The sequence below is a fragment of the Priestia flexa NBRC 15715 genome, assembly GCF_001591565.1.
GTDB lineage: Bacteria > Bacillota > Bacilli > Bacillales > Bacillaceae_H > Priestia > Priestia flexa.
In genome coordinates this window covers 1-13,469 of record NZ_BCVD01000110.1, presented here as the reverse complement: position 1 = coordinate 13,469, position 13,469 = coordinate 1, and the positions used below count along the sequence as shown (strand labels likewise).

Annotated in this window: 14 protein-coding genes and 1 pseudogene; 11 read left to right on the top strand and 4 right to left on the bottom strand. The window is 37.1% G+C overall.

The window, feature by feature from the left end; all coding sequences use genetic code 11:
- The first annotated feature begins 126 nt into the window (after positions 1-126).
- From BFL01S_RS15790 to BFL01S_RS15765, 6 genes are read left to right on the top strand one after another with little or no spacing between them, the layout of a single operon-like run.
- Entirely contained in the window at positions 127-900 is a 774-nt protein-coding gene (locus BFL01S_RS15790) for an SDR family oxidoreductase (protein ID WP_025907957.1), read from the top strand.
- A 30-nt stretch (positions 901-930) separates the two neighbouring features.
- Complete coding sequence (locus BFL01S_RS15785; RefSeq protein ID WP_061786255.1) at positions 931-1,503, top strand: TetR/AcrR family transcriptional regulator; 573 nt, start codon at positions 931-933, stop codon at positions 1,501-1,503.
- A gap of 4 nt (positions 1,504-1,507) precedes the next feature.
- Positions 1,508-2,383: a 3-hydroxyacyl-CoA dehydrogenase family protein gene (locus BFL01S_RS15780; RefSeq protein ID WP_025907955.1), complete on the top strand. Its 876-nt coding sequence runs from the start codon at positions 1,508-1,510 to the stop codon at positions 2,381-2,383.
- Positions 2,384-2,416: 33 nt separating this feature from the next.
- Positions 2,417-2,818 (top strand): acyl-CoA thioesterase, encoded by a 402-nt coding sequence (locus BFL01S_RS15775; protein WP_061786254.1) that lies wholly within the window; start codon positions 2,417-2,419, stop codon positions 2,816-2,818.
- 17 nt (positions 2,819-2,835) lie between these two features.
- Positions 2,836-3,672, top strand: coding sequence for an acyl-CoA dehydrogenase family protein (locus BFL01S_RS15770; RefSeq protein WP_061786253.1), 837 nt, complete (start codon positions 2,836-2,838; stop codon positions 3,670-3,672).
- Between the two features lie 19 nt (positions 3,673-3,691).
- The gene (locus BFL01S_RS15765; protein ID WP_061786252.1) at positions 3,692-4,669 is read left to right on the top strand and encodes a quinone oxidoreductase family protein; all 978 of its coding nucleotides are present in this window, start codon (positions 3,692-3,694) and stop codon (positions 4,667-4,669) included.
- A 101-nt stretch (positions 4,670-4,770) separates the two neighbouring features.
- On the opposite strand, the gene BFL01S_RS15760 is transcribed toward BFL01S_RS15765, so the two are convergent.
- Positions 4,771-7,737, bottom strand: a complete 2,967-nt coding sequence (locus BFL01S_RS15760) for a Tn3 family transposase (RefSeq protein ID WP_061786251.1) — start codon at positions 7,735-7,737, stop codon at positions 4,771-4,773.
- A 146-nt stretch (positions 7,738-7,883) separates the two neighbouring features.
- Between BFL01S_RS15760 and BFL01S_RS15755 the strand changes: the two are divergent.
- Both BFL01S_RS15755 and BFL01S_RS15750 read left to right on the top strand, forming a co-directional pair.
- Positions 7,884-8,459 (top strand): annotated as a pseudogene (locus BFL01S_RS15755) (recombinase family protein).
- A gap of 112 nt (positions 8,460-8,571) precedes the next feature.
- Positions 8,572-9,417: an AraC family transcriptional regulator gene (locus BFL01S_RS15750; RefSeq protein WP_061786250.1), complete on the top strand. Its 846-nt coding sequence runs from the start codon at positions 8,572-8,574 to the stop codon at positions 9,415-9,417.
- Here the strand turns inward: BFL01S_RS15750 and tnpB are convergent.
- Genes tnpB through tnpA form a run of 3 tightly spaced genes read right to left on the bottom strand, consistent with a single transcriptional unit; the run spans position 9,404 to position 9,985 of the window.
- The gene (tnpB, locus tag BFL01S_RS21410; RefSeq protein ID WP_369690853.1) at positions 9,404-9,688 is read right to left on the bottom strand and encodes an IS66 family insertion sequence element accessory protein TnpB; all 285 of its coding nucleotides are present in this window, start codon (positions 9,686-9,688) and stop codon (positions 9,404-9,406) included. The two genes, BFL01S_RS15750 and tnpB, sit on opposite strands and share 14 nt — an antisense overlap.
- 8 nt (positions 9,689-9,696) lie before the next feature.
- Positions 9,697-9,837, bottom strand: coding sequence for a hypothetical protein (locus tag BFL01S_RS20795; protein ID WP_169799860.1), 141 nt, complete (start codon positions 9,835-9,837; stop codon positions 9,697-9,699).
- 40 nt (positions 9,838-9,877) lie between these two features.
- Positions 9,878-9,985, bottom strand: a complete 108-nt coding sequence (tnpA, locus tag BFL01S_RS21480) for an IS66 family insertion sequence element accessory protein TnpA (RefSeq protein WP_379261829.1) — start codon at positions 9,983-9,985, stop codon at positions 9,878-9,880.
- 237 nt (positions 9,986-10,222) lie between these two features.
- On the opposite strand from tnpA, the gene BFL01S_RS15740 reads away from it, so the two are divergent.
- From BFL01S_RS15740 to BFL01S_RS15730, 3 genes are all read left to right on the top strand, one after another.
- Positions 10,223-11,302, top strand: a complete 1,080-nt coding sequence (locus BFL01S_RS15740; protein WP_061786248.1) for an endospore germination permease — start codon at positions 10,223-10,225, stop codon at positions 11,300-11,302.
- Positions 11,303-11,305: 3 nt separating this feature from the next.
- Positions 11,306-12,829: a spore germination protein gene (locus BFL01S_RS15735; RefSeq protein ID WP_061786247.1), complete on the top strand. Its 1,524-nt coding sequence runs from the start codon at positions 11,306-11,308 to the stop codon at positions 12,827-12,829.
- The coding region (locus BFL01S_RS15730; protein WP_439950865.1) for a Ger(x)C family spore germination protein at positions 12,826-13,469 on the top strand (644 nt) is incomplete at its 3' end. The genes BFL01S_RS15735 and BFL01S_RS15730, both read left to right, overlap by 4 nt.

The following is a 13,469-nucleotide window of genomic DNA, read 5'->3' as shown; positions in this document are numbered from 1 at the left end:
TTTTAAATAATAACTGTTTAAATTTTCTAAAAAATACTTGCTGTTATAAAATGATTCGGTATATGATAAATATGAAACATACCAACCGGTTAGTAAGTATAGCCAATTCTGCGAGGAGGGGAAAAGATGCATGTGAAAGAGCTCTTTGACCTAACAGGTCAGGTCGCAATCGTAACGGGAGGAGGCCGAGGCCTTGGTGAACAGTTTGCAACCGGATTAGCTGAAGCGGGTGCTCACGTTATCGTTTGCTCTCGAAAGTTGGAATCTTGTGAAAGCGTATCCGAAAAAATAAAAGAACTAGGCGTTGAATCGTTAGCAATACAGTGTGACATCACGAATCAAGAAGATGTTAAAAACGTGGTGGATACGGTCATTGCTCAGTTTGGAAAAATTGACATTGTGGTTAATAACAGCGGAGCAACATGGGGGTCAAAGGTGGAAGAGATGCCTTTAGAAGCTTGGCAGAAAGTGCTTCAAACAAACGTAACAGGCACATTTTTAATGGCTCAAGAAGCTGGAAAACATATGATACATGCTAAAAAAGGCAAGATTATCAATATCGCATCGGTCGCTGGATTTGGAGGTTCACATCCAGAATATATGAATTCTATTGGCTATAACACAAGTAAGGGAGCCGTTATTACGTTTACGAAGGATTTAGCCGTAAAGTGGGGACAGCATAACATTCAAGTAAATGCAATTGCTCCAGGATTCTTCCCGACGAAAATGGCGGCTATGACGATGAGAGAAGGAAGAGATTACTTTTTAGAACAAACGCCGCTCAAGCGTTTTGGTACAGACGTTGATTTAAAGGGAGCAGCTGTTTTTTTAGCATCAAGAGCTTCCGATTACGTCACAGGTGATGTTCTAGTTGTAGACGGGGGGTTGCTCGCAACATAACTTATTAAATTTCAAAAGGCGGCGGAGAAAATGAAAGAGCGCATCATGGAAACAAGCATTTTACTATTTGCAAAGAAAGGCTTTAAAGAAACGTCCATTCAAGATATTGCAGATGAATTGAACGTGACCAAAGGAACCTTTTATTATTATTTTAAAAGCAAAGAAGAAGTGCTGCTTGATATTCACCGCTCATATATTGAGCACTTAGTTGAAAATCAAGAAACCATTTTGCGTGCCGATGAGTTGTCTTGCGCAGAAAAACTCTATGAGATGATTTTTAAATTAATTTACGATATTAAAAAAGAGGGACTGCGAGCTAAAGTGTTTTTTCGCGAAATGCGCCATTTGAGTGATAACCACCTTTTAAGCATTGTGCCAAAGCGTGATCAGTTTAAAATGAATCTTCAAGATCTAATTGAAGCTGGAATAAAAGCTGGTGAATTTAGAGGGGACTTGCCAGCAGATATCGTAACGCTTGGAATCTTAGGCATCACAAACTGGAGCTATTTTTGGTTTCAGCCAAGCGGAGAACGTTCAGCACAAGAAGTAGCAGCGATTTTTTATAACATGCTAGTAGATGGACTACAGTTGAAAGGGGAATAAAAAAATGATCATTAAGCATATAACAGTTGTAGGTGCAGGGCAAATGGGTCATCAAATTGCCATCTTAGCAGCTTTAGGAGGTTATGAAACTACGATTCACGATATGAATGAACATTCACTCAATAGTGCAAGAAATCAGCTTCATACACTGTTAAATCGATGGATTAATAAAGGGAAATTAACCGTAAAGCAAAAGGATGAAGCGCTTGTTAGGCTATCGTATACTACTGATTTAAAAGAAGCTGTTTCTACTACTGACTTTGTGATTGAAGCGGTTGTTGAAAAGCTTGAAGTAAAGAGAAGCGTATTTGCTCAGCTTGATGAGTATGCGCCAAAGCACGCTATTTTAGCTTCCAATAGCTCGACGATCGTTAATTCTTTACTAGCTTCTGCAACGACTCGACCTGATAAAGTCGTAAATATGCACTTTTTCTTCCCACCGGTAGTCATGGACTGTGTAGAAGTTGTCATGAGTGAGAAAACAAGTCAAGAAACTGCAGCGATTACCATGAATGTATGTAAGCAAATGAATCGTACAGCAGTCTTGCTTCAAAAAGAAATCTCTGGTTTTATCGCTAATCGTATTTTAGGTGCTCTTCATAAAGAAGCGATGTTTCTTTACGAAAACGGTTATGCGGACTTCAAAGATATTGATTTAATTTGTAAAAAAGCGCTTAATCATCCGATTGGACCATTTGAATTAATGGATTTATCCGGTATTGATGTTGGCTACTACGTAATGAATCAGCGCTATGCAGAAACGGGAGATCCAAGCGATTTACCTCCCGAATTCCTAAAAGAAAAAGTAGAAAAAGGAGAGCTTGGGCGCAAGACGGGAAAAGGGTTTTATACGTATGAAAAAGAGCATATCAAAAAATAACGAGCAATCACCAAAGAAGGGGAGAGGTTAAACATGAGCGATACGAAAATTAAAGTGAGATTTTGCGAGACAGATGCGCTGGGTCATATTAACAATACAAGCTATTTTATTTATTTAGAAGAAGCGCGAATTGATTTCTTTGAAAAAATGGGTGTGAAAATGGATTCAAGCAAGTGGACTTATTTAATTGCTTCCACCAAATGTGATTTTATTGCCCAAGGGTATTTTAATCAAACACTTGTTGTTTCCACGTACGTAACGCGCATCGGTCATAAAAGCTTTACGATTGGTCACGAAATTACGGACAGTAAAACGAATAGGTTAATTGCTAGAGGAGAAGCGGTTCTTGTTCACTTCGATTTTGACTTGCAAAAGAGCGTACCGCTTCCAGATGACGTGTGTGCGTTTTTACAGAATTATTTACAAACTGTTTAAGAGAGGGAGTGGAAACAATGTTTCAAGACGTAAAACCATCGTCGTTTGGTGGTACGTTCATAGTGAAGTCTGCGTCTGATGCATGCACCCCAGAAGACTTAACAAGTGAGCAAAAGCTAATCGCGCAAACTGCTAGTCAGTTTGCGATGGAGTGCTCAGTGTGTAAAGTATATAGCTCTGAAGCATTCGACACGGTGGTGGACGAAGCGCTTCAGCTACACGGCGGTGCTGGGTTTATTCAAGATTACGAAATTGAATCAGTTTATCGCGATTCGCGTATTAATCGGATTTTTGAAGGAACAAACGAGATTAATAGACTGGTTTTACCGATGCACTTTCTGCGAAAAGTAAAAAGTGGAGAGCTTGTTTTAAATCAGGAAACACTTGAACAAGCATATGGCGCTATAAAAGAAGAAAATGACCTTCTCCCTCTTGAAAAGAAAGCTGTTCACACAGTGCGCTATCTTCTTCTATTACTTTTAAGTGAAGCATTAAAAGTAGCAAAAGAGCATATAGTCCACGAGCAAGAAGCCTTAATGAAGTTTTCAAACCTTGCTATTGGTTTATATGCAATGGAATCAGCCGTCATCCGAACGGAAAAAGCAGTCAGGAAAAATGGGAAAGAAAACGAACAGCTGAAAGTTGATCTGACAGAGCTAGTAGTGGATTTAACGATGCGCGAGGTAAGAGATGAAGCGACGCAGCTTATTAACGGTATTGCTACTGGTAAAAAGCATCAAGCCCTTCACTATGAACTTCAGACTGTAATGAGCGATTTTCAATACGAAGGCACGTTTACTAAAACGCGAAGAGTGGCAGATTCATTGATTGAAAGCGATCGTTATACGTGTTAACTAAAAAGGAGGAGTAAAAATGAAAGCGATTCAATTCAAACAATACGGTAGTCCAGATGTACTAAGAGTGATTAATTTGGCAAGACCCGTCCCGAAAAAGAAAGACGTTTTGATTAAAGTAGAAGCGATTGGTGTTAATTACGCTGATACGGCTAGAAGAGAAGGAGCATACGTTGTTGATACGCCGCTTCCGTTTATTCCTGGTTCTGAAGTGGCAGGAGAGGTTGTTGAGCTTGGTGAAGAAGTAGAAGGAATAAAGGTTGGAATGAAAGTCGTTACGCTGCTTGGGTCACACCGAGCAACAGGGTATGCGGAGTATACGCTTGCCGATTCTAGAGGTCTTATTCCGCTGCCGGACGGAGTTGATCTTAAGCAAGCAGCTGCCTTGCCGCTTCAAGGCTTAACAGCGTATCACATTTTAAAAACGATGGGGAGAATTGAAAAAGGAGAAACTGTTGTGGTACACGCTGCTGCAGGAGGCGTTGGTACGCTTGCTGTGCAGCTTGCGAAAAAGTTTGGTGCTAACGTAATTGCCACAGCGAGCTCAGATGAAAAGCTTGCTATTGCCAAGCGCCTAGGAGCCGATGTTCTCATTAATTATACGGAAGCAGGATGGCAAAACAAAGTGATGGAAGAAACAAAGCACGGAGCGGACGTAATTTTAGAAATGGTTGGAGGGTCCATTTTTTACGATTCTCTGCATTGTCTTGCGCCGTTTGGCCGTCTTGTATTCTACGGAATGGCAAGCGGTCAGCCTGTAAAATTTAATCCAGGAAGGCTGATGGAGAAAAACCAGTCCGTAATGGGGTTCTTTTTACCACAAATGATGGCAAAGCCTAGTTTGTATCAGCAAAGTTTACAAGAGCTGTTAACTTATATGAAAAACGGCGAGCTTGAACTGCTGATTGGTGGAACGTATCCACTTGAAGATGCAGCGCATGTTCATCGTTTATTACAAGGAAGAAAAACGACAGGAAAACTTATTTTAGTACCATAAATTTTCGAACTAAGAACATTTGATTTTGGGGTACCGTCAGGAAAATGCGGATTTACAACGTTAAGCCTATTTTCCTGACGATTCCCCCATTTTTAACAACGTTAAGAAAGTTTTAGTGGTCTTAAAGAATCTAATGAGATCACTTTCTCCGAATTAAAATGATATTCTCCTAGCAAATTAATATGTTCCCAACCTAAAGGTGACATATGGTGTAACAAATCTTCATTAAAACTACCAGTCTGTTTTTGATATTCAACTGCTTTTGTTAGATGTAAGGTATTCCATATACTGATGGCATTAATGATTATGTTTAAGGCACTGGCCCTTTGCAATTGATGCTGTATGGTTCGCTCCCTAAGCTCACCTTGTTTTCCAAAGAAAATAGCTCTTGCTAATCCATTCATGGCTTCTCCTTTATTCAATCCTCTTTGTATTTTTCTTCTTAATGATTCATCCGAAATGTAATTCAAAATAAAGATCGTTTTTTCTATTCGTCCCATCTCACGCAAGGCTGTGGCTAAGCTATTTTGTCTTGAATAAGAGCCTAGTTTCCCCATAATAAGGGATGCTGAAACTGTTCCTTCCTTTATAGAATGAGCTAATCGCAAAACGTCCTCATAATTTTCTTTAATGACCTTTGTATTTATTTGTCCACGTAAACTGGCTTCTAATTTTGGATATTCACTTGCTTTATCTATTGTAAATAATTTTGAGTCTGATAAATCTCTTATTCTCGGAGCAAATTTAAATCCTAATAAATGGGTCAATCCGAAAATTTGGTCTGTGTAACCGGCTGTGTCTGTATAATGCTCTTCTATGTTTAGATCTGTCTCATGGTGCAATAAACCGTCCAAAACATGAATCGCATCCCTTGAATTAGTATGAATAATCTTTGTGTAGTAAGAAGAGAATTGATCACTAGTAAAACGGTAGATGGTGGTTCCTTTTCCCGTGCCATAATGTGGGTTTGTATCTGCATGCAGTGGTGAAACACCTAGCTGCATTCTCATACCATCTGACGAGGATGTTGTACTGTCACCCCAATAGGAGGACAACTGTAATTTATGATGGAAATTTACTAAAATGGCTTGGGCTTTATTCATTGCATCTTCATACATGCGCCATTGAGATACATTGGCTAATTGCTTATATGTAAGTCCAGGTGTGGCTTCGGCCATCTTGCTCAAGCCAATATTCATTCCCATTCCTAAAAGAGCAGCCATGATAATGATTGTTTCTTCCTTATCTGGTTTTCGATTATTGGAAGCATGAGTGAATTGCTCATGAAATCCTGTTATATGAGCCACATCCATGAGTAAATCAGTTAATTTTATTCTTGGTAGCATCTGATAAAGGCTTGCACTAAACCTTTTTGCCTCTTCTGGAACATCTTTTTCTAAGCGTGCAAGTGACAGCTTTCCTTTTTCAAGAGAAACTCCATCCAACTTGTTGGAATTGGAAGCTAACCATTTTAACTTTTCATTAAGGCTGCTGGTTCTCTCCGTTATATAATCCTCGAATGATAAACTAACTGATAATCTCGTATTCTCCCTCGTTTGGTTCCATGTATCTTCCGAAAACAAATATTCCTCAAAATCTCTATATTGTCTGCTACCTATAATGGAAACATCTCCTGCCCGAACATGCTCCCGAAGTTCTGATAAAACAGCCATTTCATAGTAATGACGATTTATTGTTGTACCATCCTCCTCGTATAAATGCTTTTTCCATCGTTTTGAAATAAAATCCACAGGTGAGTCATTAGGCACTTTTCGTTTTCCGGATTCGTTCATTCCTCGGATAATCTCAACAGCCTTTAAAAGTGGCTCATTTGCCTTTGTGGAATGGAATTCCAATACTCTTAATAGCGTTGGCGTATATTTTCTTAGTGAATAAAACCGTTTTTGTAGTAAGTCTAAATAATCATAGTCGGCAGGACGTGCAAGCTCCTGAGCTTCTTCGACTGAAGAGACAAAAGAATTCCATTCGATAACGGATTCTAAAACCTCAAAAACGTCTAAATTCTCCTGTTTTGCTTTGATCAAAGCTTGTCCAATGTTCGTAAAGTGTATAACTTTCTCATTCAGCTTTTTACCATTTTGTTTCTGAATTTCCTCTTGAGCCTTACGGCCTTTTGATAACAGACTGAGTATTTGTCTGTCATGAATTTCAAAAGCTTTATCCGTTAACTCCTGAGTAAGATTTAATAAATAGACGGTTAATATTGAGTAGCGTTTATTTTCCTGAAAGTCACGGAATGCATAAGGCTCATATCTTGAACCTAAACGAGATAGCTGTAACAGGCGATTGCGATGCAAATGACTAATTTTTACCGTCTCCAATTCTATTTCCCGTATGTATTCCAGCCGTTCTATTACTTTTAGAAATGTTTCGGGTGAAGGATGACCCGGGGGTTCCTTTAACCAACCCAATATTGTTTTATTGGAATCGGATGGATGCTGCGAAGTTATGATCTCTTCAAGTTTTTCTTTTTGCTCAATTGTTAGAGACTGACTAACCGCATTAAATAGCTTCTTTTCAGCCATTGCTCTTGCCTCCCACACCATTCTTTCAAGTGTAGTGATAGCAGGTAGTATGATTTTGTTTTTTCTTAGAAAATCTATACATTCATGCAGTAGATGAATGGCATCACCATTTTCCAAAGCTAATTGATGAAGGTGCTTAGATGTCATTCGATATTCTCTTAGGGTAAAAGTTACAAAGTCGTATTCACTTCGAATTTCTTTCAAATGATCCCAAAGTGTATTTTCCCTTTGAGGATAATGACTAAGTGAGGATGGACTTACACCGATCTGTTTCGATATATATTGTAAGACTGAATCTGGGATGCTTTTGATATGGGTGTATGGCCAACTGGGATAGCGAAGAACAGCTAATTGAACGGCAAATCCTAAACGGTTTTCTTCCTTCCTTCGCTTATTAACTATTTCTAAATCCCGTTTGGAAAAAGTGAAGTAGGTCCCAAGTATCCATTCATCTTCAGGGATTTGCATAAAAGCCTGTCTCTGTTCCGGTGTAAGCAATTCTCTACCTCTCGCAATTTTCATTCAATATCCTCCCATTTCTGTATTTTCAATTTATTAGTTCAATTATATATCAATAGAGTGTACTCTATTGATACAAGTGTAGGAGACTGATAAAATCATAGTTAAGAGCGTCTCATAAGACTTGTCTCAAAAAATGAGGTGATATTTTGCGGAAAATTGGTTATATACGTGTCAGTTCAACTAGCCAGAATCCTTCAAGGCAAGTTCAGCAACTGAACGAAATCAGAATGGATATTATTTTTGAAGAAAAAGTTTCCGGAGCAACAAAGGATCGCGAGAAACTTCAAAAAATGTTGGAGGATATACAAGAAGGCGACATCATTTATGTTACAGACTTAACTCGGATCACTCGGAGTACGCAGGATTTATTTGAATTGATTGATTTAATATGAAGGAAAAAGGCAAGCTTAAAATCACTCAAGGATACATGGCTAGATTTATCAGAGGATAATCCATACAGCCAATTCTTAATTACAGTAATGGCTGGTGTGAACCAATTAGAGCGTGATCTTATCCGTATGCGTCAACGTGAAGGGATTGAGCTCGCTAAGAAAGAAGGCAAGTTTAAGGGTCGTTTAAAGAAGTATCATAAAAATCACGCAGGAATGAATTATGCAGTAAAACTATATAAAGAAGGCGGTATGACTGTAAATCAAATTTGCGAAATTACTAATGTATCTAGGGCTTCATTATATAGAAAGCTATCGGAAGGAAACAAATAGTTTGTCCTGATTCTATCAAAAGGTGTATTTTTTCACCAACATTTTTAGGCATGAATTGTCGGCAATTATTATCTATTTTGTTTTAAAGTAAATACTGAAAGGGAGTAAACTTATGGATTGGCTAGAAAGAATGAACAATGCGTTAAACTACATTGAAAATAGCCTGGATGAAGAAATAGACTACAAAGAGATTGCAAAAGCAGCTAATTGTTCTGAGTTTCATTTTTCAAGAATGTTCTCCTCAATCTCAGGTATATCGCTATCGGAATATATTAGACGAAGACGGTTAACACTTGCAGCATTTGAAATTCAAAAAAGTGATATTCGGATTATCGATGTGGCAATTAAATATGGTTATGTTTCTTCTGATACTTTCTCACGTGCCTTTCAAAAAATGCATGGAGTAACCCCTTCCAATGCTCGTAATAGAGGGGTACAGTTAAAAGCCTTTCCCAGAATTTCCTTTCAAATTTCTATTAAAGGAGATAACGAGATGGACTACAGAATTGAAAACCTTGATTTTGATTTAAGAATTGTTGGAAAAAGTAAGCCAGTAAAAACAAGCAGAGCATTTAAAACAATCCCTACGCTTTGGAACACTGCTAAAAAAGATGGATTTATGCAAGAACTAGTAGATATGTCATGGGAAAATCCAAAATGCACGCTTGAAAGCCTTCTGGGGGTTTGCGGAAAAGAAGCCGCCATAACAGATGAACAATTTTCCTATTTCATGGGCGTAAGATACGATGGGGAATCCCCAGAAAATATGGAGACGCTTATTATTCCCGCAGGTACATGGGCAGTTTTTCCGAACATAGTGGATGCATGGAAACGTTTATATTCCGAGTGGGTTCCTACCTCCGAGTATGAACTTGCAAATTTACCGTGTATAGAATGTTATTACGGTCAGAAGCATAAACCAAGACACGAACTCTGGGTCCCTGTTATCCCGAAGTAATATACATATTCTCCAATAATAGAAGACTTTTATGGAGTGACAAAAAAGCCAAATTTCTCAATTTAATTGACGAGAAATCAGGCTTTTTATATTGGAATTTCCTTATTGTTGTAATCGGCATTTTCATGACGCTACCCTTATTGCAACAAAAAACAAATAGACTTGATGAAAATGGGTCTAGATTAAACTCCACCTGAACCAAAATAGCTAATCCGTCGATAGATTTCCTCATATTCGTACTACCTCGTTCGAGATAGACACTTTCAATCATTGAAGGTCTCAACATACTGATTGAAGCGTCCTTACTACATCTGGAAGTAACTTTGGATCGCATTCAGGTTCAACATCTAAAGAAGCTTGACCACCCCCTACCACTAATCTTGATTTTCGAAAGAATCGTCCATTTCTAATGTCAACCATATAGGTGAATTATCACTTGTATCCTGAGTCATTTTAAGCTTTATTTCCAATACCAGAACTGATGAATGCTTCCTTCATTAGAAGCACACCATTTTGAAGCACTTTGTCCGCTGGCCAAACAGTTGGTAATCCGTTGTCCCCATTCCATTCATAATTGAGATTTATTCATCGCAAAACCTCCTTAGAATTCGATCTTTAGGAGATTATCGCATATAAAAAAATGCCAAACATGTGGGTAAGGTAGAGGCTTACACTTATAATATGAGGTGTTATATGAATAATTTCTTAATAAATGGAGAAAAATACCGTTTAGTATCCTTGCCAATTAGTTTTGATGTGATTAGTTTATTCTTTATAAAATCCAACTAAGTTAGTAGGTTTAACAATGCAACAACATAAAGCGAATTTTTCACAAGTATTTGTTTTGTTTATGATGAGTATTGGCTTAATGAATCACGTTATGGTGATTCCTATGTTATTAGCTATCTCGAGGAGAGATTCATGGATTTCTGTCCTCTTATCTGGGGGATTCATTCTGGGATGGTTACTTTTTATTCGATTTATTATGAAAAAGTTAGACCACACACATCTGTATTCATGGTTAAATAACCACTTTGGGAATATTGTTGCAAAGGGATTATGTTTATTAATGTATATGTTTATTCTCTTATTTATTGGAGTTACCTTAAAAGATATGATTGTATGGACAGTTACATCCTATTTTCCACAAAGTCCTGCGCCCATTTTAGCTATTGTATTTTTAGTTATCTGTTTTTTTGCTGCAACATCTAATTTTACAACCTTATCTATTCTGTCAGGTTTTTTATTAGTATTTGTTGTTGCATTAGGCTTTTTCGTTATGAGTCTTAATTTTCCTCATAAGGATTATTCTCAATTATTCCCTATCCTTGAGAATGGATTGACACCCGTTATCAAAGGAACCGTCTATAGTTTAGGTTCTCTGCTAGAAGTGACTTTAATTTTTTTTATTCAACATAATTTAAAAATGAATATCAAGTCACGGAGTTTTATTATTCTTGGGTTAGTGTTGATCTGCTTAACGCTTGGCCCTTTATTGGGCTCTATTGCTATTTTTGGACCTGAAGAGGCTGCTAATCAGAGGTATCCTGCTTACGAAGAATGGAGATTATTGAAAATAGGAAAGTATATCGAACAGGTAGATTTCTTTTCAATTTACCAATGGTTATCAGGTGGATTTATTAGGATTAGTTTTGGTTTATATATTATTGGACAATTATTTTCATTTAAAAACGAGAAAAAAAGGAATGTATTAATAGGAATCAGTTCACTAATTACATTTGTGGCTGTTCTTCTTCCTATAAGTGATATCGAATTTGTTCGTTTTTTACAAAATGTTTATTTTCATTTAACTTTTTTATTTTTACTTTCCTTTTCAATAGTATTAGGACTTTTAGTTTTTCTAAAAAGAGGAAAGGAGAGATAATCCTTGCGAAGATGGAATCAGAATACAAAAAAAGAGGGTAATGGAAAATTTTCTATCTATAAACCAAATCCAATATTAAATGAGGAAAAAATACGTTCAACATATCAAAATAGTGAGGATGTCAAAGTTGTTCTCCATAAAATTGGGAGTGAAGAAAAAGCTGTTGAGACCTTTTTCATTTATTGCGAAAGTTTAGTGGACAAAAAACAAATAAATCAGATTGTTATTCCTCAATTAGAAAAAATAGCTCAAAAACATCAATATCTTTTCTTAAAGGAAGAAATTCATAAGTATCAACAAGAGCTAGAGTGGACACCTTTAAAAGTGGGAGAAGGGTTAGAGTCTATCTCTTTGGAAATATTTAACGGAAATTTAGTTCTGTATTTTCCTAAGTCGCTTACCTTTTTTTCTGTCAATGCTTCAAATAAACCAAACCGTTCTACAGAACAGTCTAATTACGAAACATCCGTACGTGGGCCAAGAGACAATTTTATTGAAGATATTTCAACAAACGTGGCACTTATTCGTAAAAGATTAAGACATCCCACCTTGTCTTATCAAACGTTGACGTTAGGTAAACGAACCCAAACTCAAATAGGGATATTATATTTAAAAGATGTAGTTAATTTAGAGATTTTAAATAACATTCGAGAATGTCTAACTTTAATTGATATTGATGGCGTAATTAGTTCAACTCAAATTCAAGAGATGGTATCGAAACAATCTTTATCTATTTTTCCTCTTTGTGGTGATACAGCTAGACCAGATTTTGCAGTGGAATGCTTATTGCAAGGTAGAGTAGTGATTATAATTGATGGCTCCCCAATTGTTATTATCGCTCCTGTTACTATAACTTTTTTAATAAAAGCTGCAGAAGATTCCCACTTTAATTTTCTAACTGTATCATTTGCACGCTTTTATCGGTGGTTTGGATTTCTTTTAGCTGTCTTCCTACCCGGATTTTGGATGGCATTACTTGCTTATCACCAAGATCAAATTCCTTTCCCTCTTCTTGCGACTGTGACTGTTGCAAGATCAGGTCTACCATTTCCAGCACCACTTGAGCTTATAATTGTTTTGTTTCTTTTTGAGATGTTCCGTGAAGCCGGTCAAAGATTACCCTCCCCCCTTGGTCAAACCCTTTCAGTGGTAGGCGGACTAATCATTGGGGATGCAGCAATCCGTTCGGGTTTTATCTCCCCATCTGTCATTGTTATTACTGCTTTATCTGCTATTGCGGGATATACCTTAGTAAACCAACTACTAGCAGGAGCAGTATCCATACTTAGAGGCTTTGTACTATTATGTTCAATTTTAATGGGGTTATATGGTTTTATGCTTGGGGGATTTGTAATCGTTCTTTATCTTTCTAGATTGCGTTCCTTTGGGATCCCTTACTTAGCTTTGGTTTTCCCAAAATCTAGTTCTGATTTTTTCAAGGCATTATTTCGCTTACCGTGGAGAAGTTATGGGCATAGAGTAAGTTACCTTCGTTCTAAAACTGATGAAGGAGAAGGGAAAGAGTGAAGCTGAACAAACTAAAACTAATAACCATGATACTCTTGTCTAGCACAATATTATCTGGATGCTGGAATATTAAAGAAGTACAAGATATTTATTATGTTTCAGCTCTTGGTATAGATTTTAAAGAAGGAAAATATATAGCTTATGCTCAGTTACTTGACTTTTCTAACGTTGCTAAGTTAGAAGGGGCAAGACCTGATAAACAACCACCAGTTTGGATAGGAAGAGGGGAAGGCATTACAATTACGGAAGCATTAAATCAATTATATAAAGATGCACAACAAAGACTTTTTTGGGGACATGTCTCTACGCTAATTTTGAGTGAACAACTCCTAAAACAAGATATTAAAGATTCGATTGATTTTATTAATCGATACCGAGAAATACGCTATAATATTCTCTTATATGCTACAAAGGAACCCATAGAAGATGTACTTAAAACAAAAGCGTTTTTTACATTGTCGGGATTGTCAACCATTCTCCATGAACCATATGAAAGCTATAAACAGAGATCTTATATACAACCTAAACAGTTTCATCAATTTATTAGAGATAGCGATCCAATGGGACAAACAGCTTTAATTCCATCAGTTAAAATTTCGACGGAAAACTGGAAAGAAGAATCAAAAAAAGCACCATTATT

Bases quoted from the DNA above. Each gene is read 5' to 3' on its own strand.
- BFL01S_RS15790 (WP_025907957.1), top strand. From the start codon at position 127: ATGCATGTGAAAGAGCTCTTTGACCTAACAGGTCAGGTCGCAATCGTA.
- BFL01S_RS15785 (WP_061786255.1), top strand. From the start codon at position 931: ATGAAAGAGCGCATCATGGAAACAAGCATTTTACTATTTGCAAAGAAA.
- BFL01S_RS15780 (WP_025907955.1), top strand. From the start codon at position 1,508: ATGATCATTAAGCATATAACAGTTGTAGGTGCAGGGCAAATGGGTCAT.
- BFL01S_RS15775 (WP_061786254.1), top strand. From the start codon at position 2,417: ATGAGCGATACGAAAATTAAAGTGAGATTTTGCGAGACAGATGCGCTG.
- BFL01S_RS15770 (WP_061786253.1), top strand. From the start codon at position 2,836: ATGTTTCAAGACGTAAAACCATCGTCGTTTGGTGGTACGTTCATAGTG.
- BFL01S_RS15765 (WP_061786252.1), top strand. From the start codon at position 3,692: ATGAAAGCGATTCAATTCAAACAATACGGTAGTCCAGATGTACTAAGA.
- BFL01S_RS15760 (WP_061786251.1), bottom strand. From the start codon at position 7,737: ATGAAAATTGCGAGAGGTAGAGAATTGCTTACACCGGAACAGAGACAG.
- BFL01S_RS15750 (WP_061786250.1), top strand. From the start codon at position 8,572: ATGGATTGGCTAGAAAGAATGAACAATGCGTTAAACTACATTGAAAAT.
- tnpB (WP_369690853.1), bottom strand. From the start codon at position 9,688: ATGATTGAAAGTGTCTATCTCGAACGAGGTAGTACGAATATGAGGAAA.
- BFL01S_RS20795 (WP_169799860.1), bottom strand. From the start codon at position 9,837: ATGGTTGACATTAGAAATGGACGATTCTTTCGAAAATCAAGATTAGTG.
- tnpA (WP_379261829.1), bottom strand. From the start codon at position 9,985: ATGGAATGGGGACAACGGATTACCAACTGTTTGGCCAGCGGACAAAGT.
- BFL01S_RS15740 (WP_061786248.1), top strand. From the start codon at position 10,223: ATGCAACAACATAAAGCGAATTTTTCACAAGTATTTGTTTTGTTTATG.